This is a genomic window from Paenibacillus mucilaginosus 3016 (assembly GCF_000250655.1).
GTDB lineage: Bacteria > Bacillota > Bacilli > Paenibacillales > NBRC-103111 > Paenibacillus_G > Paenibacillus_G mucilaginosus.
Genome location: NC_016935.1, coordinates 460,905 through 486,039, shown reverse-complemented (window position 1 = coordinate 486,039; position 25,135 = coordinate 460,905). Strand labels below are relative to the sequence as shown.

The window sequence follows — 25,135 nt, the reverse complement described above, 5'->3', positions numbered from 1 at the left end:
CATCCGCGACAAGCCCACTGCCCCTTACTTCCTCCCGTCACCATGCAGATCGAGCGTGCGAACCTGCTTTCCGTCAAGCTCCACCGTATCCGCAGCCGTCGCGTTATGTCCGGACAGCGCCACCTGAGCGGTCAGGGCCAGCTCATGCTCTGCGCCCGCGGCATCCTTGCCATCGACCTTCAGCTCCACGACCTGCCCCTGCAGCATGCCGTCCGGAGCAATGTCCGCTGTCAGTCGGAAGGATTCGATGCGGATATCCTGCGTCAAGGCAGGCAGATCCGGCTCCGTACCGCCGAACCACGCCGGCAGGCCTTCCTTCCCGGGGGCATGCCGGTGTTCCCCATCCCCCGCATACTTCAGAGCCAGCGCCCCCAAGGCCTGAACGGCAGGCGGGATCTGTGCCGCGGACAGCTGCAGTTCCACCTGGCTGCCTCCGTCCGGCTTCGTCTCGAGCGTCATCTGCTGCTTAAGACCGCCGGCCAGCGCGTCCACGATCCCTTCCAGCTCCTCGGCTGTCGGTCCGCCCTCTTTCCCGGACTCCCGGTGATGCTTCCGGCCGGCACGCTCATCCTCCGAGACCACATAATACGTCTCCTCCGTACTGTTCTTGAACACCAGGTCCTCCTCGGCTCCGGCAAAGAACGCCACCCGCTCGGTCTCCGCCCCCTCCTGCAGCTCCACTTCCCCGCTCGCCCGATGTCCCGCCTTGTCGAGCTTCACGTGCTGTGCGGCCTGCCACAGCGGCTGGCTGTTGTCCTTCAGGACCATCTTCACATCCGCCGTTACACTCTGGACCGTATGCTGCTGCTTCAGCGCTGCCTTATACGCCTCATATCCTGAAGTGCCGGCCATGGCCGACATGCCGCTGCTCACAAGCAGTACGCCGCCCAGTGCCAGGGGAACCGCCGTCTTCCATACCTTACCGTTCTTTTTGAGACCCATGTTCATTGTGATTTCCTCCACTCTTGGATTTGGAGCCGCCCGGCCGCATCCTTCTCCGCTGCCCGATTCTCTCTTTCGCTCGCTGCCCTTCGGCTTCTCCCTGAATCCAGAATACCCCCCGCTTCTAAAGCCCCTCTAAACCATTTCTAAAAAAAGTATAAAAACCAAAAAACGGGCCCTCCCCCGTCCAGGAGGCGCCTCGCAGGAGACGTTCCAGGCCGGGATTCGGAAACCCGTCAACATACATTAAATTCAATTTGTCTATAAAGGCTCTGCCCTGTGACCCTACCTGTAGACCCCGCTGCCCGTCTCGGCGTATTCCTTCGACTTCTCTTCCATGCCGGCCCGCAGCGCCTCTGCTTCCCCCAAGCCGTGCTCCCGCGCATATTCACGGATATCCTGCGTGATGCGCATCGAACAGAACTTCGGCCCGCACATCGAGCAGAAGTGCGCCGTCTTCGCACCTTCGGCCGGCAGCGTCTCGTCGTGGTACTCCATCGCGCGTTCGGGATCGAGGGCCAGGTGGAACTGGTCGCGCCAGCGGAATTCGAAGCGGGCCTTGGACAGCGCATTGTCGCGCTCCTGCGCTCCCGGATGGCCCTTGGCCAGGTCGGCGGCATGCGCAGCGATCTTGTAGGCGATGACGCCTTCGCGCACGTCGTTCTTGTTCGGCAGGCCGAGGTGCTCTTTCGGCGTGACGTAGCAGAGCATGGCCGTACCGAACCAGCCGATCATCGCCGCCCCGATGGCGGAGGTGATGTGGTCGTAGCCCGGCGCGATATCCGTGGTCAGCGGTCCGAGCGTATAGAACGGCGCTTCGTCGCATACCTCAAGCTGGCGGTCGACGTTTTCTTTGATGAGGTGCATCGGCACGTGGCCCGGCCCCTCGATCATCACCTGCACGTCGTGCTTCCAGGCACGGTGCGTCAGCTCGCCGAGTGTATCGAGCTCCGCGAACTGGGCCTCGTCGTTCGCGTCGGCGATGGAGCCCGGCCGCAGGCCGTCCCCGAGGGAGAACGCCACATCATACGTTTTCATGATCTCACAGATCTCGTCAAAATGCGTATACAGGAAGTTCTCCTGATGATGCGCCAGACACCAGGCCGCCATGATCGAGCCGCCCCGGGAGACGATGCCCGTCACCCGCTTGGCCGTCATCGGAATATAGCGCAGGAGCACACCCGCATGGATCGTAAAATAGTCGACACCCTGCTCCGCCTGCTCGATCAGCGTGTCGCGGTACACCTCCCACGTCAGGTCCTCCGCCTTGCCGTTCACTTTCTCCAGCGCCTGATAGATCGGCACCGTGCCGACCGGCACCGGGGAGTTGCGGATAATCCACTCGCGGGTCATGTGGATGTTCTTGCCCGTCGAGAGGTCCATAATGTTATCAGCGCCCCAGCGGATTGCCCAGGTCATCTTCTCGACCTCCTCGTCGATCGAGGAAGCGACAGCCGAATTGCCGATGTTCGCGTTGACTTTCACGAGGAAGTTGCGTCCGATGATCATCGGCTCGCTCTCCGGGTGGTTGATATTCGACGGGATGATCGCCCGCCCGCGCGCCACCTCGCTGCGCACGAACTCCGGATCGACATTCTCGCGGATGGCGATATACTCCATCTCCGGGGTGATGATGCCTTTACGTGCATAGTGCAGCTGGGTTACGTTGCTCCCCGCCTTCGCCCGCAGCGGACGGCGCTTCAGCCCGGGGAACAGCAGCTCTTCCTTCACCGATTCGGCGTGCAGATAACCGTTGTCCTCCGGCTTGACTTCGCGGCCTTCGTACGATTCGACGTCCTCCCGGCTCAGGATCCACGGCAGCCGGCTGGGCTGCAGCCCCTGACGGATATCGGTCTTCGCCCCCGCATCCGTATACGGCCCGCTGGTGTCGTATACGCGCACGGGTGCGTTCGGCTCTTCCCCGTACCGCCCGGTGGACGGGCTCAGCTCAATCTCACGCATGGCGACCTTCAGATCGGGGCGGGAGCCCTCTACGTATACTTTGCGGCTGCCCGGGAACGCGCCGGCGATCTTCGCCGCTGCGCCTTCTCCCTGTACCGCTTCCGCTGCGGGAGCATTCCCGTTTTCAATCCGGTTTTCACTTGTCATCTGATCTTATCCTCCTAGGCTCTTGGACGCGCGGCATCCTGCGCCGCTTCCGGCCCCGAACAAGGATCACCAATGGGGGAAGCACGACAAAAAGGACCGCTCGATGTTACGCAAGCGGTCCACGGATGTATGCGCAGCACAGAACGGCCGGTCCGTTGTCGATCGACAACAGGCCGCTCCCGCTGCACGCTGATGGTGTGGGTTCTCGTTCCTCCGCTGGCATTATCCAGTTCAGGTCTAACGGTCGAAGGCAGCGGCCTTCCTCTCAGCCTGGCGTTCTCCCAAGCTCCCGTGCATCACAATATGAAATTTGTTCCCCACCAGCATAAACGGAAATGTATGGAAATGCAAGAGGTTTATCGCTGCTGCAGGAAGGCCTCCAGGGCACAGGGATCCAGTCCCCTGCTGATGTGGAAGCCTTGGACCGCGTCGCAGCCCTTCGCCGCCAGGAAGTCCAGCTGCCGCTGCGTCTCCACCCCTTCGGCCACCACCTTGAGATGCAGGCTGTGGGCCAGGGACACAATGCCGGCGGCGATCGCGCCGTTCGCCTGCTCCTCTTCGAGCCGGGAGATGAATGATTTGTCGATCTTCAGGGTATCGATCGGGAAGCGGGTGAGATAGCTCAGGGAGGAGAAGCCCGTCCCGAAGTCGTCAATAGAGATGCAGACACCGAGCTCCTTCAGGCTCTGCAGCATCCGGGCCGCCTCCTCCGGGTTTCCCATGACTGTGCTCTCCGTCAGCTCCAGCTCGAGCAGATTCGGCGGCAGTCCCGTCTCGCCGAGAATCGCCGCAATCTTGCGGCCGAGGTCGGCCTTCGCAAACTGGCGGGCGGACAGATTCACACTGACCGTGAGGGGCCCGAGCCCCGCATCGAGCCACTCCCTGCACTGCCGGCACGCCTCCCGGACGATCCACTCGCCCATCGGTACGATGAGACCGGTCTCCTCCGCAATGCCAATGAAGGCGCCCGGATAGACCAGCCCCTGCTCGGGGCTGTTCCAGCGCACCAGCGCTTCGACCCCGTACACCCGGCCGCTGCGCAGATCGAGCTTCGGCTGATAATGCAGGACGAGCTGCTTCTCCACGATCGCCTCCCGCAGCAGCACCTCCATCCGCAGGCGCTCCTTGGCCTCATCCTTCATCGACGGCGCGAACAGCCGGCAGGCATTGCGGCCGAGCTCCTTCGAGCGGTACATGGCGATATCGGCACTCCGGACCAGCGAATCCATGGTTCCCCCGTCCCGGGGGTACAGCGCGATGCCTACGCTGGCCGTGACGCTGATCTTCTGCCCGCTCAGCTCGAAGGGCTCCTTGAGCAGCCCCGTTACAGACCGTCCCGCCCTAAGCGCCTCCTCTTCCGTGTCTACCCCGGGCACAAGCAGCAGGAACTCATCCCCCCCGAGCCTGGCAATCGTATCGGCAAAGGCCAGCTCCCGCCGGAGGCGCTCCGCCACCTGCTGCAGAAGCCGGTCTCCGGCTTTATGGCCAAGCGAATCGTTGATCACTTTGAAGTGATCGAGATCGAACATGACGACCGCGAGCGGCTTCGCCTGCCCCTTCTTTCCGGCCGTGCACTCCATCACCCGCTTGTGGACGAACCAGCGGTTAGGCAGCCCGGTCAGGGCGTCATGGTAGGCCATGTGCTCGATTTTCTCAGCCGCCTTCTTGCGCTCGGTCATATCCCGGCACAGCGCGAGCACCATCTGCTTGTCCCCCACCTGGACCAGCCCGAGCCGGATGTCCACCGGCAGCCGGGTCCCGTCCTTGCGCCGGAACTCGTCCTCCAACTGGATCATTCCTTCCTCCACGACCCGCTCGTGCAGACGCAGCAGCTCGCCCGCCGGGAACGAGGAAATCTGACCCGCCTGCATCGTCAGCAGCTCCTCTTCCGTGTACCCGAGCGACAGGCAGGCCTGCCGGTTGACATCCAGGAACTGCCCGCTGCCGTCCATAAGGAAGAAGCTGTCCGCCGCCTGGTCCACCAGCTTGCGGAAGCGCTCTTCGCTCTCCCTGAGCGATTTCTCCGCCAGCACCCGGTCCGTGATATCGAGAGCAAAGCCGAGCAGAAGCTTCTCGCCCGTCTGCTCATCCGGGCAGATCAGCGTCTTGCCCGTATACAGATAGATCTCGTCCCCTCCGACCAGAGACGTGCCTTCGCTGGTGATCAGTCTGCCGGTCCGCCACACCTCCAGATTCTCCCGGCGGAACCGCTCTGCCACCTCATAAGGAAAAAAGTCATAGAGCGTGCGGCCGAGCAGTTCCTCTTCCGTCAGCCGGTTGCGCTTATATGTAGCCTGATTGGCATAGATCGTCCGCCCCTCCGCATCCTCCATGAAGATGTCCATGGGCAGTGCATCAAGGATCTTGCTGTTCAGGTTCTCCTGCGTTCTCAGCTGCTGGAGCAGCTCCCGCTCCCGCTGCTCCAGCTCGCGTACACGCTGCAACCATTGGCTGCGTTCGATTTCCCAAGGTTCCCGCCCTGTTTCGTGTCCCATGCTGTACCCCCGAGCCCGCCCTTGCGATGCGATTCACAAGTTTCGACCGTTAGTTTCAATGCACTAATTGTTCGCTATTGAGGACAACTATTCCTTCTTTTGACCCCCCTTTTTTGACAGGAAATAGTAGGAGACGGAGGGGAACAATGGGGGCTATATGCATCCCTGCCCGGATATGTCAGCCGCACGGCATTTAATTTGTCATCGGATAATAATTTTCGCTAGTTTTCGTCATCCTTTTCCAATTAAATACATGGACAAAATCAAGGGTTTTCATATAACATACACATATTATCTTTGTATGATATTGACAGAAAGCGGGGACTTCGAACCTAATGGCTCAATCGAAATTGGATCCAAACGAGCGCTCACTTACGGAGCAGTTCAGCAGGTCGGGCTTTATCCTGACGGCAATCGGCAGTGCCGTGGGACTCGGTAACATGTGGAAATTCCCTTACATTACGGGAAAATACGGCGGCGCGGCTTTCTTCCTTCTCTTTACGATCTGCCTTCTGGTCGTCGGTCTTCCGGTACTGCTGGCCGAGCTCTCCATCGGCCGGGGCGGACGCGGCAACGCATACAGCTCCTTCGTTAAACTGTCGGGCTCCAAGCGCTGGGGTGCGCTCGGTTTCCTCTCGGTCATCGCCGCATTCCTCATTATGACGTTCTACTCTGTTGTAGCCGGATGGACGCTGCATTATGCGGCCATGTCCTTCAGCGGGTCACTGTTCTCCAGCACGGACTACACCAAGCAGTTTCTCGACTTTGCCGGCGGCTTCTGGCCTGTATTCTGGCAGACTGTCGTTGTGCTGCTCAACATCTGGATCGTTGCCCGCGGCATCTCGGGCGGTATCGAGAAGTTTAACAAAATCCTGATTCCCGGCCTGCTGATCCTGCTGATCATCCTGATGGCCCGCTCACTTACTCTTCCGGGCGCCATGCAGGGGGTCGAGTTCTTCCTGAAGCCGGACTTCTCGAAGCTCTCGGCGGAATCCGCACTTGTAGCGCTGGGCCATGCATTCTTCTCGCTCTCCCTCGGGATGGGCATCATGATTACGTACGGCAGCTACATTGACAAGCGCCAGTCCCTTGGTGCTGCGACAATGGCCGTAGGCGCAGGCGACCTGCTCTATGCCCTTGTTGCAGGCCTGATCATCTTCCCTACTTCGTTCTCGTTCGGCATTGAGCCGTCGCAGGGCGCAGGACTTGTCTTCATGGCACTGCCTGCCGCTTTCGCCGCCATGCCGCTCGGCGCCTTCTTCGGCGGGCTGTTCTTCATCCTGCTTGCGATTGCCGCATTGACCTCGTCCGTCTCCATTCTCGAGGTGCCGGTCGCCTATGCTATGGACAAATGGAACTGGACCCGCAGCAAGGCAACCTGGATCGTCGCTCTTGCCACCTTCGTCCTCGGCGTGCCGTCCGCACTGTCGGTCGGCGGCGTGCTGGGAGATGTTACGATCATCGACGGTAAGAATATCATGGATTCGGCTGACTTCCTGGCCTCCAATATTCTTCTTCCGCTCGGCGGTCTCATCGTAACCCTGTTCGTCGGGTACAAATGGTCGGCGGCCGTTCAAGAAGCCGGCATGACTCCGATGTGGCTGCGTCTGTGGATCATCGTTCTGCGGTATGTCGCTCCTGTCCTCGTCGTTGCGATCCTGCTCTATACAGCAGGGGCACTGAAGTGGATTGGGATCGGCGAATAAATACGATACACCAAGAAGCCTGGGGAGGTCTCCCCGGGCTTCTGCTGTTTTCGTATCCGGGCTGGAATGTTGTACAATAAGAGAACCACCGGGTCTGCACCCTGTTCCTACATAACTCACTACATTACACCTCATACTTAGGAGGAATCGAGCATGTCCAACTTTCAAGAGCTGTTGAGCCGCTATGCCGAGCTTATCGTCAAGACCGGAGTGAAGATCCAGAAGGGCCAGAAGCTCGTCGTGAACAGCACGATTGATGCGGCCGAGCTCGTCCGCCTGATCACGAAGCATGCTTATGAGGAAGGAGCCTACCTCGTCAAGGTCAACTGGACGGACGATACGATCACCCGCCTGCGGTATGATATGGCGCCGGAGGAATCGTTCCTCGAAGAACCCAAGTGGTATGCCGGCGAGATGCTGGAGCTTGCCGAGAACGGCGCAGCCGTCGTCTCCATCACCTCCTCCGACCCCGATCTGCTCAAGGGAGTGCCGCAGAGCCGGATCATGAACCACCAGAAGACCTACGGCAAGGCCATGCACCAATTCCGGCAGTACATGCAGTCCGACAAGTTCAGCTGGTGCGTAGCCGCGGCACCTTCCAAGGCCTGGGCCGCCAAAGTGTTCCCGGGCCTGTCCGAAGAGGAGCAGGTGGCGAAGCTGTGGGAAGCGATCCTCAGGACCGTGCGTGTCGACCGCGAAGACCCCGTGGCCGCCTGGGAGGAGCATATCCGCCATCTCAATGCCAAATCCGACTTCCTTAATGAGAAGAAGTTCAAAAAGCTGCATTACACCGCTCCCGGTACGGATCTCACGATCGAACTGCCGGAAGGCCATCTGTGGGTTGCTGCCGACAGCATCAACGAGAAAGGCATCTCGTTCCTGGCGAACATGCCGACGGAGGAAGTCTTCACCGCTCCGCGTTACGACGGGGTGAACGGAACGGTATCGAGCACGAAGCCGCTGAGCTACGGCGGGAACCTCATCGACAACTTCAAGCTCACATTCGAGAACGGCAAGATCGTCGATGTCTCGGCGGAGCAGGGGGAAGACACGCTGCGCACCCTGATCGATATGGACGAAGGCGCGCGCTACCTCGGAGAAGTGGCGCTGGTGCCGCACGAGTCCCCGATCTCGCAGTCGGGCCTGCTCTTCTATAACACGCTGTTCGACGAGAATGCGTCGAATCACCTCGCGATCGGCAGCGCCTATGCCTTCAACCTGGAAGGCGGCAAGGGCCTCTCCCAGGAGGAGCTGAAGGCCCGCGGCCTCAACACGAGCATCACCCACGTCGACTTCATGATCGGCTCGGCTGAGATGGATATCGACGGCATCACGGCTGACGGTACGACGGTACCGCTCTTCCGCAAGGGTAACTGGGCGATCTGATCCACCACTCTCCGTTTTTTCACCGGATAACACTCAAAGCTGGGCCTGGAAGCGCATTGCCGTTTCCGGGCCCTTTTTTTCACGGTTGAACAGGCCGGCCAGCTTGCATGAAGCATTTCTCGCAGGCAGACTAGGCGGTTTGGCCATTTTTTGGTATCTTGGAAGAAAAGACGCCATAAGGAGGGGTCCAAGCTGAAGCTGGATCGTCTGCTCGCCATTACGATGCTGCTCTTGAACCGCAGGAGAGTCAGCGCCAAGGAGCTCTCGGAGCGCTTCGAGGTATCGCTGCGCACCATCTACCGGGATCTGGAAGCGATCAACGGCGCAGGCATTCCCGTCGCGTCGTACGCCGGTGCATCCGGCGGTTACGAAATCATGGAGACGTACCGGATCGAACGCCAGTATCTCTCCCTCGAAGAGCTTCAATCGATTATCGTCGCCCTGCGCGGCATTCAGACTACCCTCGCGGAGCCGGATATCGATATCGGCTCCCTCCTCGATAAGGTCGGCTCACTCGTGGCTCGAACCGCCTCTGGGGGAACCGCTGACCTCCGCCTCGAGATGATCCTGGATCTCAATCCCTGGCAGGGCGGGCAGGCCGAGAAGGCCAAGCTGCACCTGCTCAAACAGGCGATCCGCGCCCAGCAGCTGATCTCCTTCGGGTATACAAGCTCTCAAGGCGAGGACTCGGCAAGAACCTGTGAACCGATGGGCGTCGTACTCAAGGGCTATATTTGGTACCTTTACGGCTTCTGCCGGCTTCGGACGGATTTTCGGATCTTCCGTCTCTCGCGCATTATGGACCTGACCCTGCTCGGCGAGACGTTCGAGAGGAGGGCCGGCGAACTCGAAGAGCTGCGCTTCGGCTGGAATGCCGACTACCATGCCAAGCGTGCGCTGCTCGGACTAGTGCTTCAGTTCTCCCCCCGCGCCAAGGCCAAGGTGCAGGACGGGTTCGAGGAAAGCGAGATCGAGACGCGCCCGGACGGCTCCCTCCTTGTCCGGTGCCAGCGGCCCGACGAGCCTTGGCTTTACAGCATGCTGATGAGCTACGGAACGGACGTCCGGGTGCTTGAGCCCTCCTCTGTCGCCGATATGCTGCGCCAGAAAGCCCAGGAGATCGTACGCATGTACGGCCGCTGATCTTTGAATAAGCGCCCGGGGCCCCTGGGCAGACTAGCCGGTAAAGCCGGTTTCCCCCGGCCTGGCCGATTCATGCCGCCGCTTGTCTTCCCGGCCAAGGGAGCAGGCCGGGGTGCGTGCCGGCACGGATTTTATATTCGTGCTTGACAATATGCGCCGCATGGTTTATCTTTAATTCAAGATACTTAATTTCATGATGTGAGGAACACAAGGAGGATCGCCGCCATGCCCCATTCGGTAAGTGATGCACACGCCGCCTCCCTGAAGCTGCTCGTGGTGCTGTCCAAAGCCTACAAGACCGTCATGGACCGGGCGGTCAAAGACATGAAGCAGTATGAGCTGTCCCCTTCGGAATTCACGATTCTGGAGGTGCTGTACACCAAAGGCAGGATTCCTCTGCAGCAGATCGGCGAGAAGATTCTGATCACCTCCGGCACGATTACCTACAACATCGATAAGCTGGAGAAGAAGGGCCTTCTGAAGCGGGTACCCTGCCAGGAGGACCGAAGAGTCATCTATGCGGAGATGACCCCGGCCGGAAACGAGCTGTTCGACCGTATTTTCCCCGATCATGCGGATACGATTCACGGTTTGATGCAGGGACTCACCCCGGAGGAGAAAGAGACGGCTGTAGAGCTGCTGAAGAAGCTTGGGAAAGGAGCCGAGGACCGTTAGTGCTGTCTGCGGTTCTGTCTCTCGGCCATATATCTTGAATTGAAGAATATTGAATTAAAAAAATGGAGGATGATTCGCAATGGTAACTCTCACAGCTCTTGGTTTGTTTCTGATTCGTTTGGTGGTCGGCGTGCTCTTCATCGGGCATGGGGCCCAAAAGCTGTTCGGCTGGTTCGGAGGCTACGGCCCCAAGGGAACCGGCGGTTGGATGGATTCAATCGGCATCAAGCCCGGCGTATTGATGGCTGTGCTTGCGGGGCTGATGGAACTGGCCGGAGGCCTTCTCTTCACCCTTGGCCTGCTTACTCCGCTGGCCGCCGTCCTGCTGGCCGCCACCATGCTCGGAGCCATCGTCAAAGTGCACGGTGCCAACGGGTTATGGTCGACCTCTAACGGATACGAATATCCGCTGGTCCTGCTCGTTGTCGTCATCGGCATCGCCCTGACCGGTGCCGGCGCCCTCTCGCTCGACGCCCTGCTCAGCTAATGGAATAAGCGCTCCAGGGAACAGTAAGATGACTAGTTTCTAAAGGGTAATAAGCACGATACCCCTTGGCGAATGCCAATTCAAATACATTCTAAATTTAAATCGAATTTTTAGGAGGATGTTATCCATGAAAACAGCCGGAATCCACCATATCACCGCCTTCGCCCGTGATCCGCAGCAAAATGTCGATTTCTATGCCGGAGTGCTCGGCCTGAGACTCGTGAAAAAGACGATCAACTTCGATGCCCCTGAAGTGTATCACCTGTACTTCGGCAACGAAGCCGGCAGCCCCGGCACGATCATTACGTTCTTCCCTTGGCCGAATTCGCGGCGGGGACGGATCGGCGGCGGACAGGTGGGCATCACCTCCTACGCCGTGCCGGCAGGCTCGCTGGCCTTCTGGGAAGAACGTCTGGCCCGCTTCGGGATTCAGACGGAGAAGGTGACCCGCTTCTCCGAAACCTCCCTGCAGTTCAGCGACAATGAAGGGCTGCGCCTTGAGATTGTCGAAAGAGTAGAAGGCGCGAACAGCCGCTGGTCGTTCGGCGGCATTCCGGGGCAGCATGCGATCAAAGGGTTCGCCGGCGCGGTACTGTTCAGTACGAATCCGGCCCGCACGAAGGATGCGCTGGAACAGCTGCTCGGCTTCGTTAAGGAAGCGGAGGACGCAGGCTATACCCGCTTCCGCTCCGAAGCCGGAATCGGCAATGTGATCGATGTGCCGCACGCCGCCATGGAGCGCGGAAGCGACGGTGCGGGGACGGTCCATCACATCGCCTGGCGTGCGGAGGACTTCGAGCATCATGAAGCGTGGCGCACCGCCGTACAGGCTTACGGCTATCAGCCGACGCCGGTCGTCGACCGCCAATACTTCAACGCGCTTTACTTCCGTGAGGCCGGCGGCATTCTCTTCGAGATCGCCACGGATCCTCCGGGCTTCGCCAAGGATGAAGCCCCTGAGGCCCTGGGCGAGAAGGTCATGCTGCCGGAGTGGTATGAGCCGCACCGCGCCCAAATCGAAGCGAACCTGCTTCCGATCGAAGTGAGAGTACTGGAGGGAGATCAATCATGAAGCATATTTATCAGCAAGGCAGCCGGCCGGAGGCACCGACCCTGGTGCTCTTCCACGGCACCGGCGGTACGGAGCACGACCTGCTGGGTCTCGCCGGGCGCATCGCGCCCGGGGCGGCCGTACTGAGCTTAAGAGGCAATGTCCTGGAGAACGGCATGCCGCGCTTCTTCCGCCGTCTGGCGGAGGGCGTCTTCGATGAAGAGGATCTCATCTTCCGCACGAAGGAAGTGTACGACTTCCTGGATGAAGCGGCGGCCAAGTACGGCTTCGACCGGAACCATCTCGTCGCGGTAGGCTACTCCAACGGAGCCAACATCATCGGCTCCCTGCTCTTCCACTATGCCCGCGCTTTCCGCGGCGCGATTCTCCACCATCCGATGGTGCCGCGCCGGGGCATCGAGCTGCCGGACGCTTCCGGCCTGCCGGTCTTCATCGGGGCCGGGAAGAACGATCCGATCTGCACGCCGCAGGAGACCGAAGACCTGCAGGCCCTGCTCTCCGGCGCCGGTGCCGATGTCACCGTGCACTGGGAATCGTACGGCCATCAGCTGACGCCTTCGGAAGCCGCCGCTGCGTCCAGCTGGTTCGCAGAGCACTTTGGCGGGGGTGACAGCCGATGATCTCCATCGATCCGCAGCAGCAGTCGGACCGGGAGAACTACAAGCTGCTCATCGGCAGCATCGTTCCCCGGCCCATCGCACTGGTGACCACGCTGTCGCAAGAAGGGGTGCTCAATGCAGCCCCCTTCTCTTATTTTAACATCGTGGCCAGCCAGCCTCCCCTGGTGTCCGTCTCAGTCCAGCGCAAACAGGGCGAGCGGAAGGATACCGCCAGGAATGCCGCCGATACCGGTTCCTTCGTCATACATATTACGGATGAATCCATCGTGGAGAAGGCCAACAAGACGGCTGCAGCCCTGCCGCCCGGAGAGAGTGAGGTGGAACGTGCCGGATTGACCCCCGTGGCCAGCGACGCGATTCCCGTGCCCGGGCTGCAGGAGGCGCGGATCCGGATGGAATGCGTACTCGAGCAGGCCATCGAGCTTGGCGGCACCGGCGGCGTACCGGCCTGCGACCTGCTCATCGGGCGCGTAGTCCGCTTCCACCTCGACGAGGAACTCTACGATCGCGGGCACATTGATCCGGAGAAGCTTCAGCCGGTCGCCCGGATGGCCGGGAATTTCTACAGCCGCCTCGGCACCTTGTTCGAGCTGGAACGGCCTGAATAACACCGGACCCGGCCGCCGTTTTCGTATATGGACAAAAGAAGGGCTGCCGTGACAGGCAGCCCTTTATGTATTCATTTTCGTATAGGAACGCAGCTGACCATCCCCATACGTCCTAGGTTTCCGCTTGTCCGTCCTCCGAAGAATCCGGACGCTCCATTTCCAACTCTTCACACCATTTGGCGAACCGCTCCTCGGCGATGCCCAACTGCCGGATGATCTCTTCAATCTTCAACGTTTCCAATTCTGTTCCCCCCCGGATGAGAAAATACAAAAACCACCTTCCCCAAGGAAGATGGTCGGTTGCACTACTGGCTCGTTGAATCCAAGTGCCCAGATACGGATTCAAAGTCATAGCTCCCATGTCGTATGTATATACCAATTATACCACAAGGGAACCGGGGAAAATGTCGAAAAAAGTCGATCTGAAAGTGTGAAATATTTTACAGTTCGTTGAATAACCATATTGTTCGTTCGGGACGCAGGTCCTAACGTCTACTTTCGTCCATAGTCCGCTTTGATCTCGCCCCAGGCCTTCGTGTTCCACTTGAGAATCTTATTCGGCCATGTATTCTGTCGGATCCACTCCTCCGCCCGGTCCACCAGCGTCCAGATCTCCTTCGTGGAGGCATCGCGCACCAGCGTGGAGGCCACCTTCTTGTTGCGGACCCAGGCGATCGCCGTCATGGAGTCGCTGTAGATGGTCATGGAGCTGCCCTTCTGCTTCAGATAGGCCAGCCCGTGAACGATCGCCAGGAACTCTCCCATGTTATTGGTCCCCTTGGAGATCGGCGCATGCTCAAAAAGCACCTCACCCGTGCGGGTATGCACGCCCTTGTACTCCACGATGCCCGGATTCCCGCTGCAGCCCACGTCCACCGACAGGCTGTCGAGATCCGCTTCCGTCCCGGACGCCCTGGCCGCGTCTGCAGCGGCACGCGCACCGCCCCCGCGGGAGCCTGCCGTTCCCGCGCCGCCGCTCACACCGGCCTTCTGTGCAGCGGAGAAGGCCTTCTTCCATCCGGCGGCCAGCATCGCTTTCGCCTCAGCCTCGCTCTCGTAGGCCTTGAACTTCGCCTGCGGGAACCCGCTCGTCTGTGCCTGGCATTCGGCCCAAGTCTTGTACACGCCAGGCTGCCGCCCTTCCCACACTACATACCACTTCGACTTCGTCACGCCGTTCCTCCTCTATATGCAGGACCTGCCGCCAATCCCGGTCCCCAAGGATCAGCCCGACAGCCCTTTGAAAAACTCGATAAAATAAGCCCCGTACTTGAAAAACTTCGCTTCTCCGACGCCCTTGATCTTCAGCATCGCAGCCGGGTTCGTCGGCTTCACGCCGCACATCTCGCGGAGCGTGCTGTCCGGGAACACGATATATGGCGGAATGCCCTCCCGCTTCGCAATCTCCGAGCGCAGCTTCCGCAGCTCGTCGAACAGCTCGTTCTCCACTTCCTTGACCGCCGGAGCGGCCGGCTTCACCCGCACCCGCTGCACGACGCGCTCTTCGCCCGCAAGCACCGCGCCCGCCTTCGGCGTCAGCTTCAGCACGGGATACTGCCCTTCGGTCAGCTGCAGATAGCCCTCAGCCACAAGCAGCTGGATGCGGTCGATGATATCCTTCTCGGTGCGGTTCTTCATAAGCCCATAGGTGCTGAGCTGGTCGAAACGCATGTCGAGCACCTTTTTGGCCCGGGAGCCCTTCAGCACCGATGCCACCAGCGTCATACCGAAGCGCTCGCGCATCCGGCGCACGCAGGAGAAGATCTGCTGCGCCTCGAGCGTAATGTCCGTCATCTCGAGATCCGGGCTCGCGCAGTTCGAGCACTGCCCGCAGTCCTGCTCCATCTCGCCGCCGAAATAGCGGACGATATAGCGCTGCAGGCACTGGGGCGTATGGCAGTAGTCCGCCATCTGCTGCAGCCTGCGGTACTCCTGCGCCTGTCGCTGCGGATCGGAGACGGACTGCTCGATAAGAAACTTCTGGATGTGGATATCCTGCGGGGAGAACAGCAGCGTACAGTCGCTCGGCTCCCCGTCCCGTCCGGCGCGTCCCGCCTCCTGGTAGTAGGCCTCCATGTTCTTCGGCATGTTGTAATGGATGACATACCGCACGTTCGACTTGTCGATCCCCATCCCGAAGGCGTTGCTCGCCACCATGACGCGGACTTCGTCGTACAGGAACTTCTCCTGCATGTCCGCCCGCTCGGTGTCCGTCAGGCCCGCGTGGTATTTGCCGGCCGCTATACCCTGCCGCAGCAGGTATTCACACAGCTGGTCGACCTCTTTGCGCGTCGCCGCGTAGATGATCCCCGCTTCGTCCGCATGCTCGCGGATATAGCCCATGAGCACGTCACGCTTGTTCTCGCCCTTCACGACGGAGAACGACAGATTCGTCCGCGCGAAGCCCGTCACGAACACCTGCGGCTCCGCGAGCTTCAGGTGCTTCACGATATCCTCGCGCACCTGGTCGGTCGCCGTCGCCGTGAACGCCGCCAGAATCGGCCGCCTCGGCAGGTGGTTCACCAGCTCGTTAACGCGCATGTAGCTCGGGCGGAAGTCATCGCCCCCACTGCGAGACGCAGTGCGCTTCGTCCACGGCGATCATCGGCACCGTCAGCCCCGAGAGCAGCTCCAGGAAGCGCTCCGACTCGAGGCGCTCCGGCGCCACATAGAGCAGCTTGTACTCTCCCTGCTCCGCCATCCGAATGCGCTTGGACACCTCGGCATACGACAGCGTCGAGTTCAGATACGTCGCCGGCACACCGATGGAATCGAGGCCGTCGACCTGGTCCTTCATCAGCGAGATCAGAGGGGAGACGACGATCGTCGTCCCCTCCATGAGCATCGCCGGCACTTGGTAGCAGATCGACTTCCCTCCCCCGGTCGGCATGATGCCGAGCGTATCGGTGCCGGAGATCACGCTCGCGATGACCCGCTTCTGGCCTTCCCGGAAATCCGGGTAGCCGTAATATTTGCGGAGCAGCTCCTGAGCGTCCTCCATCGTGGCCGTCGGCCTCAGCGGAGCGCTCGCCCGCATCGGACGGGATGTCCTGCGGGGCGCAGCGCCCGCAGGCGGCTCGTCCCATGCTCCGCCGTCGGAGGCTTCACGGGGATCGCCTTCCGTCCATGGCGCTCCGGGGCCTTCGCCTCCCCTGGGATCGTCCCAGAAGCCGCCGTCCCGCGGATCAGGCTCCCATGACGGCCATTCGGGTTCGCCGGGACCCGGATCGCCGGCCTGCTCCCGCTTCTTCTCACTGAGTTCCTTGTCTATGTCGTTGATCCATTCATCCCAATCGTTTTTGTTAGACATACCTCTGCTGAATCTCCTCCCGCCAAACTTCAGGCTCCTCTCCACTATACCGTAAATGGGCCCCGGGGGTAAACGGCTGTACAGTCTTTTCCAGGGTATCCTCACACAAGAAATCCGTATCCCAACAAACTTCTTGCACTCCCGTGGTTGTTATTGCGGCAGGGATCCCTTACCCTTAGAGGATAGGATGAAAAAGCTTAAGCAAGCCAGCCCGGACCGGCCCGCCGCCGGCAGGCCGGGCATCCTGCAGAGGAGGGATACCCATGTATGACATGATTGCTGCCGGAGGAGGCTCCCTCTGGTCCTACGCCGCCATGCTTCTGCTGGCCGCCGTTCCCTGGGTCGACGTCTTCGTTGTCATTCCGCTCGGGATCGCCTGGGGAATGAACCCGGCCGGCACCGCGGTCTCGGCGTTCATCGGCAATTGGATTCCGCTGCTGCTGCTCGCGCTGTTCTTCCGCGAATTCAGCGCCTGGCGCGCGCGCCGCAAAGCACGCAAGGCCGGACGCAGGGCCGCGCAGGCGGAAGCCGGGCTGCCGCAGGCCGAAACGGCCGGTGCCGGCGAAGCTCTGCCGGCGGAAGCACCTCATGGCGGCGGCTCCGAGGCCCCCCATGCTGTACCGCCCCCGCCGGTGCAGGACGGGGCCGGGAACGGCGAAGCCGTTCTCGGCACTTCGAAGAAGTATGCGCGGGCGAAGCGCATCTGGGAGAAGTACGGCGTTCCCGGCTTGGCCCTGGTCGCTCCGGTCCTGCTGGGCACGGATCTGGCCGCCCTCGTGGCCCTGACCTTCGGCTCCTCCCGGCGCTGGGTCATGCTGTGGATGACGGTCTCCCTCGTGCTGTGGACCGTGCTCCTCACCGTCGGTTCCGTCTACGGCCTCGGCTACATGGGCTTGTTCCGGCCGGAGGCGGGGCCGACCTGAAGAGTAACTGGATTCGCCCCGGCAAATGCGGTCCCATGAAGAACAATGCGCGTTTATTTAAAATTACAAAAAAGCCCCTGCCCGCCCGCCCCCTCCGACGCGCTAACGTCAGGGGGCGGGGGACAGAGGCCTGCAGGCTCTCAGGCCGGGCAGGCTACGACCGGCCCCGGCTGAACAGCGCCCGCACCGCAAACTTCGGCAGCACGAGCTGACGGCGCCAGCGGGAAGGCTCGGAGAGCAGGCGGTAGAGCCACTCCAGGTTCATCTTCTGCCAGATGACCGGGGCCCGCTTCACCTTGCCTGCAATGACGTCCAGGCTGCCGCCGACACCCATGGCCGCTCGGACGGGCAGCTTCGCGCGGTTGCGGTAGAGCCACCGCTCCGCCCGCGGGGCGCCTAAGGCCACCACGAGAATATCGGGCTTCGCCGCGGCGATCTCCCCGATAATGCGGCCTTCCTCCTCCGGCTTGTAGTAGCCGTGCTGCCGGCCCGCAATGCGCAGACCCGGGTACTTCGCGGAGATAACCTCCGCTGCCTTGGCGTTCGTCTCGGGATCGGCACCGAACAGGTAGAACGAGTAGCCCTTGCGGCCGCCTTCCTCGAGCAGCCCCATCAGGATATCGAAGCCCGTCACCCGCTCCGGCAGCGGATCGCCGAGCCACCGGGAGGCGAGCACGATGCCGATCCCGTCAGCCGTCACCAGTCCCGCATCGCCCAGAATGTTCCTCAGCTCCTCATCATGCGCCGAAGCCATGACGATCTCCGGGTTGCACGTGATGATGTGCATGTAATCCGCGTCTTTTTTATCCAAATGGCCGATGATCGTCTTCACTGTTCCTGCGAGCGTATCCTTGGAGAACGTAACCCCCATGACCTTCGCCGTCTGCTTCATCTGTCTTCACCTGTTTTCCATAGAATTCATCTGCCCCTATTATAGCAGGAAGCGGACAAGATGTCAGAGGCCCCGCCTCCGCACCATTTCCATCATTTTCCCCCTAAGATTCCGGCCCTATGATACAATGGATGCAAAACTTGGGCCCGCGGGCCCCATCTTGCAGAAGCTTTAGAGAGTAAGCGGGGAGATACGAATGGGGAATGTCATTGCCGTATGTATGAATAAGGGAGGGGTGGGTAAAACCACGCTCGTCACCCACCTCGCCGCCGTGCTGGCCTCCGGGGCGGATCCCGCCAAAGTGCTCGTCGTCGATATCGACCCGCAGGGCAACGCGGCGGTGGTGTTCGGCAGGGACCCGGACCGCCTGGAGCGCGGCTCGACCGCCGACGTGCTGCTTCGCGGTACACCTCTAGCCGACATCACCGTGCCGGTAAGCGATCATCTCGATCTCGCGCCGGCTTCGGACGAGCTCAACGGGAGCGAGGTGCAGGTGCTCGGCCAGCCCGGCCGGTACGCCAGGCCGCTGCATCTGTTGAAAGAAGCCGTCGGCCGGGTAAAGAAGGAGTATGACTGGATCCTGATCGACTGCCCGCCCTCGCTGGGACTGCTGACGGCCAATGCTGTGAAGGCCGCTGACGGCGTGCTCGTGCCCTTCGTGCCGGAGGCCTTCTCCGTCAAGGGGCTGCAGCGCGTCGTCCAAGCCATCGAGGGACTGCGGGACGAGGGCTCGCCCTCCCCGCGGATTGTGGGCGTCGCCGCCACGATGGTGGATTCGCGTTCCACCCTGCACGGGGAACTGCTCGCTTCCGCACGCGCTTACTGCGCGGCTCAGGGCTTCCCGATGCTCGAGACCGTGATTCCCCGGTCCATCCGCTATGCGAATGCGGCAGCCTATGAAGGCCGGCCGGCCGTATGGTCGGACCGGTCCCATCCGGCGGTCGCTCCCTATTTTGAGTTAACCAAGGAGGTTCTTGCCCATGCCGTCCCGAAAAAAAGAACTGCTCGTTAGCTTCGATCCGCCCGCCGCTGCCGGCCCTTCCGGTGCTGCCGGCGGGGATGCGGCAACCGCTGCCGAAAGCGCCGCGCCGAAGAAGTCTGCCGCTGCCCGTCACCGCCGCAGCGCTTCCGCACTGAAAGCAGAAGCCGCCGCCCGCGCGGTGGCCGCTTCGGAGGAGCCTGCGGAGACCGCTCTGCTGGCGGCCGCCGCAGGCATCACGGCTGCCGAAGCCGAGGCGGCTGCCGACAGCGGAACCGTTGCGGAGACCGCTGAGACGGCCGCGCAGGACGATCCGCCGGCCGTGCCGGAAGCGCCGGAGGCGCAGCGCGCCGCCTTCGCCGTAGCGGCGTCGGATGCGCCGGCCGAGACGGCCGCGCTCATCGCTTCGGCCGGCGGAGTGGACGCCGTGCCCGAGACGGTCCTGCAGGCACTCGAGACGCGGCTGAAGAAGAAGGAACGCAAGGAGACGCACGAGAAGGACCGCGTTTATCTCCGCAAGGATCTTCGCGAGCGGCTGGAAGCGCTGGCCGAGAACCGCGGCAAAGGCTTCAAGACACTGCTGCTCAACTACGGGCTCGAGCGGGCGCTTGACGAGCTGGAAGCGGCTGAAGCCCGGCGCCGGAGCGGCACGGAGGAAGAGTAACCCGCCTCCCGTTCTGCCCCGGAAGGCAGGCGCCGCATGCATTTTGGGCCTCCTCCGCCGGACCGCAGCGCCTCAACCCCAAAAAGCCTCAGGCCCCCAGGCCATCACGCCTTGGCAGCCCTGAGGCTTTTTTACGATGCCGGGTTCAGATTGCTTTCAATCCCACGCGCTCCCGGCCCTTCAAACCTTCCACCATCGTGTACCAGGCCTGCGGCTTCTGGGGCAGCACGGCATAATACCGCTCAAGGAAAGTGCTTACAAGCTCCGCAGGGACATCCGCCTGCTTCGCGTCTGCGATCGGCATGAAGCACAGGTCCAGACCGTGCACCGCTTCGCCGTCATTATGCCAGGATGGATGGACATAGTCGAAGTCCAGCTTGCGGTAGCCCAGGTGGGCGAGCACTTCGCGGCGGACGAACGGGTTCATCGCCTTCACCCCGCCGAACTCCAGCTTCTCCGACAGATAGGGATTGTAGATCTCCGCGAACATGCCCTGAAGCGTTCCGCCGCTTGCCGCCACAACCTTACGCAGATCTTCCATCCGCTGTCCGGCCAGGAACGGGCCTACTCCGATAGCATCCCGGCCGATGATCGTAAAATCGGTCATCGCCACGCCGAGATCCTCGTAGTAACGGTATTCCGTAGCGCCTACGACTTCGCCATCCAGCACGGCGACAAACACCCGGATGCCCGGGTCCTGAAGCGGCTCGGCCCACAGGTCGTACTCCAGCACCTCCTCGGGCGGAAATACCCGGCCCATCAGCTCGTGCATCGCACGAAAATGCTTGTCGTTGATTTCGGTAATCTGATGATACTGCATACAGTAATCCCCCTTAGTCCGGTTATCGTCCTGCATAGTTTTTCCATATGGGTCCGGGCCTATTATACCACAGCCGTATGCAGGTGTTGGAATGCTCCGGAACAGTCAGCCCGCCCGACCCCCAATCTTTCCCAAAAGAACACTTGACAGGAAACAAAACTGTAACTATTATAGTTACAAAAGGGCATTTTACTCCGTTATCCATCTACATACTTCATGCCTTTACTCCGCCTACGGGAAGGGATGATCCAATGACAACCCAAGCTGATCTGAAACATGAGATTCTGAAAGCTTACGAGTTCCGCCACGCCTGCAAGGAGTTCGATGCCGGCCGCCAGATTCCGGACGAAGACTTCGAATTCATTCTCGAAACCGGCCGCCTGTCGCCCAGCTCCTTCGGCTTCGAGCCCTGGAAATTCGTTGTCGTCCAGAGCCCCGAGCTCCGTGCCAAGCTGCTGCCGGTGTCCTGGGGAGCCCAAGGCCAGCTGTCTACGGCCAGCCACTTTGTGCTGCTGCTGAGCCGTACCAAAGAGGATCTGCTCGCGGGCTCCGCTTACCTGCAGAACCTGATGGAGAACATACATCACATGCCGGACAATGTTGTCGAAATGCTGAGCGGCTTCTATAAAAATTTCCAGGAAAACACCTACAAACTCCTCGATGATGACCGCTATCTGCAGGATTGGGCGGGCAAGCAAGCCTATATCGCCCTCGGCAACATGCTGACGGCAGCCGCCCAGATCGGCATCGACTCCTGCCCGATCGAAGGCTTCGATCCCGAAGGCGTCAGCAAGATCCTCGAGGAAGAGGGCATTCTGGAGAACGGCCGCTATGCCCTGACCGTCATGGCCGCCTTCGGCTACCGCAAGAACGAGCCCCGTCCGAAGACCCGTCAAAGCCTGGACAGCGTCGTTCAGTGGATTCGCTGAGGAGAAGCCGCAGCCAAGTATCGGCTGCTTGCGAGAATATAGTATAGAACCGCCGGGCCATGCAAGATGGCTCCGGGGGAAAGCGCTGTAAGAGCGAGAGGCATCCACCCGAATTCCGGGTGAATGCCTCTTTGCTGCAAGCAGGAGTCCGCTGAACATCGGGGTGCTGCCTCTCTATCCCTGACCCCCTCCTTCAGCTTGGCGGCTGCTCCGGCCAGTTCACCGGGGTCACCCGAATATATTTTTTGAACGCTTTGCTGGCTGAGCCCTTGTATCCCCGGCTCTCGTAGAACCGGTGGGCTTCCGTCCGTTCGCTGCCGCTCATCAGGCTGACCCGGGTGCAGTGCTTGGCGGCACAGAGCCGCTCGGCATGCTCAAGCAGCGCGCTTCCGATTCCCCGGCCTCTGGCACTCTCCGCCACAAACATATACTCGATCACCCCGTAGGGCCGAAATTCGTAGGCCGGATCCATGCACAAGGTGAGGAACACCGTCCCGAGCGGAATCCCTTCTTCTTCGTAGATGAACAAAAAATTGTTCGGATCACGCCGGATCTGCTCGACCCTCTCCGGCAGCACGTTCACATTCCTGCTCGAAGGCGCGAGCTCCCGGTAAAACCCCGCGAGTCTGTCCGCGTCCCCTCCCGCCGCTTCCCGAATCATCGAATCCCCTCCCTGGTCACGTGTTATGGAATGAAGGTAACAGAACCACTATTCCATACCTTGGCATCCCCTGCAACCCAATGCACCTGTTATCCCGCCGATGCGCCGCAGGAAAGTCTTGCCCCCTCCCTTACACCCGATCCCCCTGACGTCCCTACCCCGTTCCTTCCGCCCGAAGCACAGATCCGTAATATAAAATCTTGCCTACCCGTCCATATCCCGGGCTTTTCCCGCATATCCATGAGCTAAGATAAAATATTCCCTGTGTGTGTCACAGAATGATCCCCCTCCCCGTCATAGGTGGCAGAACGGATTATTCACACACGAAGGGATGAGAGCAATGAACCCAATGGAGAAGAACACGTATGAGACGGCTGTGATCGGGGGCGGTTTGGCAGGTCTGCTGGCTGCAGTGATGCTGGGCAAGGCGGGGCAAAAGGTGGTACTCCTCGAGCAGTCGCCCAGGCTCGGGGGACGCGCGATGACGGTGGAGCGCGGCGGTGCCCTGTTCAACCTTGGCGGTCACGCGCTGTACCGGGATGGAGAGGCTTATGCCATGCTGCAGGAGCTTGGCCTTCGGCTGCCCGGCGGCTCTCCACCGGCCAGCGGCTTCGCCATCTGGCAGGGACGGGTCGTGCCGCTCCCCGGTGATCCCCTGAAGCTTCTCTCTTCGCGGCTGCTGTCCTGGTCCGGCAAAATGGAATTCGGGCGCCTGATGCTGGGGCTCTCCAAAATCGATACCACTTCCCTGCCCCGCATCTCCCTGAGGGAATGGGCGGAACGGGAAGTGCGCGATCCGATGGTTCGCCATATCTTCTATGCGCTGTGCCGCACATCCACCTATTCCCGGGATATCGATCACCAGCCGGCCGGCCCCGTGCTGCTGCAGCTGCAGCGCTCCATGAAAGGCGGGGTGCTGTATCTCGACGGGGGCTGGCAGACGATCGTGGACCAGCTGCGGGAGCTGGCCGTCAAGGCCGGCGTTACTTTCGCCGAAGGGCAGGCTGTGGAGGAGATCCTCCATGATGACGGACAGGTGAGCGGCATCCGGCTGAAGGGCGGCGGGACCCTTCGGGTATCCGCTGTACTTGCAGCCGTATCCCCAGCCTCCCTGTTCCATCTCGTGCGCGGAGCGGAGGAGACGGTCCTCCGGCGCTGGAAGGACGAAGCCCGGCCGGTGAAGGCCGCCTGCCTCGACCTGGCCTTGAAGCGGCTGCCTTCGCCGGGACGCCATTTTGCCCTCGGTCTCGATCAACCTGTCTTCTTCTCGCATCATTCGAGGGTGGCAAAATTGAGCAGGAATGGTACACTGGTCGTACACATGATTAAATACGGCGGAGGGGACAGCGATCCCCAGGCGGACGAAAAGCTGCTCGAGCAAACGATGAGCCTTCTTCATCCCGGCTGGCAGAATGAGACCGCGGCCCGGCAGTTCCTGCCGAATATCACGGTCGTTCACGATGCCGTGCATCTCGGGCACAGCGGCCCTTATCCGGGCCCTGAGGTCCCAGGGCTCGCCGGGCTTTATGCCGCCGGCGACTGGGCCAGCCATGGGGAGATGCTCGCCGATGCAGCGGCGGCCAGCGCAGGCCGGGCTGTCCGGAAGCTGCTTCAGGACAGCAGGCATGGCGTTCGGCTTGAGGCTCTCGTCTAAGATCAGCCCAATTTATCGATCACTGCCGGAATACCGGGCATGACAGCAGAAGTCCGGCTCGATACAGGAAGGGGATTCTCATGGAAAACGGCACTGTGGCCGAACAGGCGTATACGACATATAAACCGCTGTTGTTCTCCCTGGCTTACCGTATGCTCGGGAGTGTGATGGATGCGGAGGACATCGTCCAGGATGCTTTCCTGTCGCTGGATGCGGCGGGACCCGAACCGATCCGCAACCTCAAAGCCTACCTGTGCCGGGTCGTGACCAACCGCTGCATCGACCGGCTCCGCTCGGCCCAGAAGCAGCGCGAGGTGTACGTGGGCCCCTGGCTGCCCGAGCCTCTGCTCACCGACGGAGATCCCTCCGGCAATCCGCCCGAGCAGTATATGCTGCAGGAATCCGTGTCGACGGCTTACCTGCTGCTGCTCCAGCAGCTCTCCTCTACGGAACGGGCCGTGTTCCTGCTCCGCGAGGTGCTGCTCTATGACTATGAGGAGATCGCTTCCATCGTCGGCAAAAGCCAGGCCAACTGCCGGCAGATCTTTCACCGCGCGAAGCGCAGCATCGGCGGGTCCGCCTCCTTCGACAGCGGCGGCGATGTTTGCCTTGCTGCCCCCCGGCCTGCGGCGGGACAGGAGGCAAGGCAGCTGATCGAGGGCTTTCTGACGGCCCTCGCGACCGGGGACGTGCCGAAGCTACTGTCGTCCCTCTCGGAGGATGCCTCCTTGTTCTCGGACGGAGGCGGCCGGGTTACGGCGGCCGTCCGCCCGATTCTCGGGGCGGACCGGATCATCCGCTTCCTCACCGGGCTGCTCGAGAAGTCGCCTCCCGGCTTCTCGTACCGGCCGGCCCTTGTCGGCGGCGACCCCGGCCTCGTGACCTACATCCATGGGGAGCCGTCGTCGGTCATGTCCTTCGAGGTGGCCGGGGGACAGATCCGGGCGATCTATATCGTCGTCAACCCGGAGAAGCTACAGCATGTGCGGTAACCGGAAGGAGCGGCTGCTTCACCTCAGTCATTTTCAATAGGTCGTTGTTACAGAGTACCCCAAAAGAG

General features: G+C 61.1%; 22 protein-coding genes, 1 pseudogene and 1 riboswitch. Of the genes and pseudogenes, 14 read left to right on the top strand and 9 right to left on the bottom strand.

Annotated elements, in window-relative coordinates; genetic code table 11:
* Positions 1-24: 24 nt before the first annotated feature.
* The 3 genes from PM3016_RS02170 to PM3016_RS02160 all read right to left on the bottom strand — a co-directional run bounded on the left by PM3016_RS02170 (position 25) and on the right by PM3016_RS02160 (position 5,546).
* Positions 25-948, bottom strand: a complete 924-nt coding sequence (locus PM3016_RS02170; protein ID WP_013914258.1) for a hypothetical protein — start codon at positions 946-948, stop codon at positions 25-27.
* A gap of 279 nt (positions 949-1,227) precedes the next feature.
* Positions 1,228-3,051 carry a phosphomethylpyrimidine synthase ThiC gene (gene thiC / locus PM3016_RS02165; protein ID WP_014368280.1) on the bottom strand — a complete coding sequence of 608 codons (1,824 nt, stop codon included), beginning with the start codon at positions 3,049-3,051 and terminating at the stop codon, positions 1,228-1,230.
* Between the two features lie 356 nt (positions 3,052-3,407).
* On the bottom strand, positions 3,408-5,546 hold the full coding sequence (locus PM3016_RS02160; protein WP_014368279.1) for a sensor domain-containing protein: 2,139 nt from the start codon (positions 5,544-5,546) through the stop codon (positions 3,408-3,410).
* 335 nt (positions 5,547-5,881) lie between these two features.
* On the opposite strand from PM3016_RS02160, the gene PM3016_RS02155 reads away from it, so the two are divergent.
* The 8 genes from PM3016_RS02155 to PM3016_RS02120 all read left to right on the top strand — a co-directional run bounded on the left by PM3016_RS02155 (position 5,882) and on the right by PM3016_RS02120 (position 13,243).
* Entirely contained in the window at positions 5,882-7,252 is a 1,371-nt protein-coding gene (locus PM3016_RS02155) for a sodium-dependent transporter (RefSeq protein ID WP_013914255.1), read from the top strand.
* 153 nt (positions 7,253-7,405) lie between these two features.
* Entirely contained in the window at positions 7,406-8,638 is a 1,233-nt protein-coding gene (locus PM3016_RS02150; RefSeq protein WP_013914254.1) for an aminopeptidase, read from the top strand.
* 150 nt (positions 8,639-8,788) lie between these two features.
* Positions 8,789-9,781, top strand: coding sequence for a helix-turn-helix transcriptional regulator (locus PM3016_RS02145; protein ID WP_014368278.1), 993 nt, complete (start codon positions 8,789-8,791; stop codon positions 9,779-9,781).
* A 225-nt stretch (positions 9,782-10,006) separates the two neighbouring features.
* On the top strand, positions 10,007-10,456 hold the full coding sequence (locus tag PM3016_RS02140; protein ID WP_013914251.1) for a MarR family winged helix-turn-helix transcriptional regulator: 450 nt from the start codon (positions 10,007-10,009) through the stop codon (positions 10,454-10,456).
* A 79-nt stretch (positions 10,457-10,535) separates the two neighbouring features.
* Positions 10,536-10,943 carry a DoxX family protein gene (locus tag PM3016_RS02135; protein WP_013914250.1) on the top strand — a complete coding sequence of 136 codons (408 nt, stop codon included), beginning with the start codon at positions 10,536-10,538 and terminating at the stop codon, positions 10,941-10,943.
* Positions 10,944-11,070: 127 nt separating this feature from the next.
* The gene (locus tag PM3016_RS02130) at positions 11,071-12,015 is read left to right on the top strand and encodes a ring-cleaving dioxygenase (protein WP_013914249.1); all 945 of its coding nucleotides are present in this window, start codon (positions 11,071-11,073) and stop codon (positions 12,013-12,015) included.
* Positions 12,012-12,635 (top strand): alpha/beta hydrolase, encoded by a 624-nt coding sequence (locus PM3016_RS02125; RefSeq protein ID WP_014368277.1) that lies wholly within the window; start codon positions 12,012-12,014, stop codon positions 12,633-12,635. The genes PM3016_RS02130 and PM3016_RS02125 overlap by 4 nt, the downstream gene beginning before the upstream one ends.
* Positions 12,632-13,243 carry a flavin reductase family protein gene (locus tag PM3016_RS02120; protein ID WP_013914247.1) on the top strand — a complete coding sequence of 204 codons (612 nt, stop codon included), beginning with the start codon at positions 12,632-12,634 and terminating at the stop codon, positions 13,241-13,243. Before PM3016_RS02125 ends, PM3016_RS02120 begins: the two co-directional genes overlap by 4 nt.
* Before the next feature lie 112 nt (positions 13,244-13,355).
* Here PM3016_RS02120 and PM3016_RS40645 read toward each other — a convergent pair whose 3' ends face one another.
* From PM3016_RS40645 to recQ, 3 genes and pseudogenes are all read right to left on the bottom strand, one after another.
* Complete coding sequence (locus PM3016_RS40645) at positions 13,356-13,484, bottom strand: hypothetical protein (protein WP_014649179.1); 129 nt, start codon at positions 13,482-13,484, stop codon at positions 13,356-13,358.
* Positions 13,485-13,528: 44 nt separating this feature from the next.
* Positions 13,529-13,611, bottom strand: a riboswitch (cyclic di-GMP riboswitch).
* Positions 13,612-13,735: 124 nt separating this feature from the next.
* The gene (rnhA, locus tag PM3016_RS02115; RefSeq protein ID WP_014368275.1) at positions 13,736-14,416 is read right to left on the bottom strand and encodes a ribonuclease H; all 681 of its coding nucleotides are present in this window, start codon (positions 14,414-14,416) and stop codon (positions 13,736-13,738) included.
* Positions 14,417-14,467: 51 nt separating this feature from the next.
* A pseudogene (gene recQ / locus PM3016_RS02110) lies at positions 14,468-16,280 on the bottom strand (DNA helicase RecQ).
* 536 nt (positions 16,281-16,816) lie between these two features.
* Here recQ and PM3016_RS02105 point away from each other — a divergent pair.
* Positions 16,817-17,476, top strand: coding sequence for a small multi-drug export protein (locus tag PM3016_RS02105; RefSeq protein ID WP_014368274.1), 660 nt, complete (start codon positions 16,817-16,819; stop codon positions 17,474-17,476).
* 154 nt (positions 17,477-17,630) lie between these two features.
* Here PM3016_RS02105 and PM3016_RS02100 read toward each other — a convergent pair whose 3' ends face one another.
* Complete coding sequence (locus PM3016_RS02100) at positions 17,631-18,368, bottom strand: WecB/TagA/CpsF family glycosyltransferase (protein ID WP_014368273.1); 738 nt, start codon at positions 18,366-18,368, stop codon at positions 17,631-17,633.
* Positions 18,369-18,564: 196 nt separating this feature from the next.
* On the opposite strand from PM3016_RS02100, the gene PM3016_RS02095 reads away from it, so the two are divergent.
* Positions 18,565-19,380: a ParA family protein gene (locus PM3016_RS02095; protein ID WP_013914240.1), complete on the top strand. Its 816-nt coding sequence runs from the start codon at positions 18,565-18,567 to the stop codon at positions 19,378-19,380.
* The gene (locus PM3016_RS02090; RefSeq protein WP_014368272.1) at positions 19,349-20,011 is read left to right on the top strand and encodes a hypothetical protein; all 663 of its coding nucleotides are present in this window, start codon (positions 19,349-19,351) and stop codon (positions 20,009-20,011) included. Before PM3016_RS02095 ends, PM3016_RS02090 begins: the two co-directional genes overlap by 32 nt.
* Positions 20,012-20,156: 145 nt before the next feature.
* On the opposite strand, the gene PM3016_RS02085 is transcribed toward PM3016_RS02090, so the two are convergent.
* Positions 20,157-20,831 (bottom strand): hypothetical protein, encoded by a 675-nt coding sequence (locus tag PM3016_RS02085; RefSeq protein WP_014368271.1) that lies wholly within the window; start codon positions 20,829-20,831, stop codon positions 20,157-20,159.
* 251 nt (positions 20,832-21,082) lie between these two features.
* Between PM3016_RS02085 and PM3016_RS02080 the strand changes: the two genes are divergently transcribed.
* Positions 21,083-21,760 (top strand): NAD(P)H-dependent oxidoreductase, encoded by a 678-nt coding sequence (locus PM3016_RS02080; RefSeq protein ID WP_013914237.1) that lies wholly within the window; start codon positions 21,083-21,085, stop codon positions 21,758-21,760.
* 193 nt (positions 21,761-21,953) lie between these two features.
* On the opposite strand, the gene PM3016_RS02075 is transcribed toward PM3016_RS02080, so the two are convergent.
* Positions 21,954-22,421, bottom strand: a complete 468-nt coding sequence (locus PM3016_RS02075; protein WP_013914236.1) for a GNAT family N-acetyltransferase — start codon at positions 22,419-22,421, stop codon at positions 21,954-21,956.
* Positions 22,422-22,770: 349 nt separating this feature from the next.
* Between PM3016_RS02075 and PM3016_RS02070 the strand changes: the two genes are divergently transcribed.
* Both PM3016_RS02070 and PM3016_RS02065 read left to right on the top strand, forming a co-directional pair.
* Positions 22,771-24,075, top strand: a complete 1,305-nt coding sequence (locus PM3016_RS02070; protein WP_041619017.1) for a phytoene desaturase family protein — start codon at positions 22,771-22,773, stop codon at positions 24,073-24,075.
* Between the two features lie 80 nt (positions 24,076-24,155).
* Positions 24,156-25,067 (top strand): RNA polymerase sigma-70 factor, encoded by a 912-nt coding sequence (locus PM3016_RS02065; protein WP_014368269.1) that lies wholly within the window; start codon positions 24,156-24,158, stop codon positions 25,065-25,067.
* The last annotated feature ends 68 nt before the right edge of the window (positions 25,068-25,135 follow it).

Bases quoted from the DNA above. Each gene is read 5' to 3' on its own strand.
- PM3016_RS02155 (WP_013914255.1), top strand. From the start codon at position 5,882: ATGGCTCAATCGAAATTGGATCCAAACGAGCGCTCACTTACGGAGCAG.
- PM3016_RS02085 (WP_014368271.1), bottom strand. From the start codon at position 20,831: ATGCAGTATCATCAGATTACCGAAATCAACGACAAGCATTTTCGTGCG.
- PM3016_RS02140 (WP_013914251.1), top strand. From the start codon at position 10,007: ATGCCCCATTCGGTAAGTGATGCACACGCCGCCTCCCTGAAGCTGCTC.
- PM3016_RS02095 (WP_013914240.1), top strand. From the start codon at position 18,565: ATGGGGAATGTCATTGCCGTATGTATGAATAAGGGAGGGGTGGGTAAA.
- PM3016_RS02120 (WP_013914247.1), top strand. From the start codon at position 12,632: ATGATCTCCATCGATCCGCAGCAGCAGTCGGACCGGGAGAACTACAAG.
- PM3016_RS02070 (WP_041619017.1), top strand. From the start codon at position 22,771: ATGGAGAAGAACACGTATGAGACGGCTGTGATCGGGGGCGGTTTGGCA.
- PM3016_RS02135 (WP_013914250.1), top strand. From the start codon at position 10,536: ATGGTAACTCTCACAGCTCTTGGTTTGTTTCTGATTCGTTTGGTGGTC.
- thiC (WP_014368280.1), bottom strand. From the start codon at position 3,051: ATGACAAGTGAAAACCGGATTGAAAACGGGAATGCTCCCGCAGCGGAA.
- PM3016_RS02125 (WP_014368277.1), top strand. From the start codon at position 12,012: ATGAAGCATATTTATCAGCAAGGCAGCCGGCCGGAGGCACCGACCCTG.
- PM3016_RS02130 (WP_013914249.1), top strand. From the start codon at position 11,071: ATGAAAACAGCCGGAATCCACCATATCACCGCCTTCGCCCGTGATCCG.
- PM3016_RS02105 (WP_014368274.1), top strand. From the start codon at position 16,817: ATGTATGACATGATTGCTGCCGGAGGAGGCTCCCTCTGGTCCTACGCC.
- PM3016_RS02075 (WP_013914236.1), bottom strand. From the start codon at position 22,421: ATGATTCGGGAAGCGGCGGGAGGGGACGCGGACAGACTCGCGGGGTTT.
- PM3016_RS02065 (WP_014368269.1), top strand. From the start codon at position 24,156: ATGGAAAACGGCACTGTGGCCGAACAGGCGTATACGACATATAAACCG.
- PM3016_RS02080 (WP_013914237.1), top strand. From the start codon at position 21,083: ATGACAACCCAAGCTGATCTGAAACATGAGATTCTGAAAGCTTACGAG.
- PM3016_RS02150 (WP_013914254.1), top strand. From the start codon at position 7,406: ATGTCCAACTTTCAAGAGCTGTTGAGCCGCTATGCCGAGCTTATCGTC.
- PM3016_RS02160 (WP_014368279.1), bottom strand. From the start codon at position 5,546: ATGGGACACGAAACAGGGCGGGAACCTTGGGAAATCGAACGCAGCCAA.
- PM3016_RS02100 (WP_014368273.1), bottom strand. From the start codon at position 18,368: ATGAAGCAGACGGCGAAGGTCATGGGGGTTACGTTCTCCAAGGATACG.
- PM3016_RS02170 (WP_013914258.1), bottom strand. From the start codon at position 948: ATGAACATGGGTCTCAAAAAGAACGGTAAGGTATGGAAGACGGCGGTT.
- PM3016_RS02090 (WP_014368272.1), top strand. From the start codon at position 19,349: ATGCCGTCCCGAAAAAAAGAACTGCTCGTTAGCTTCGATCCGCCCGCC.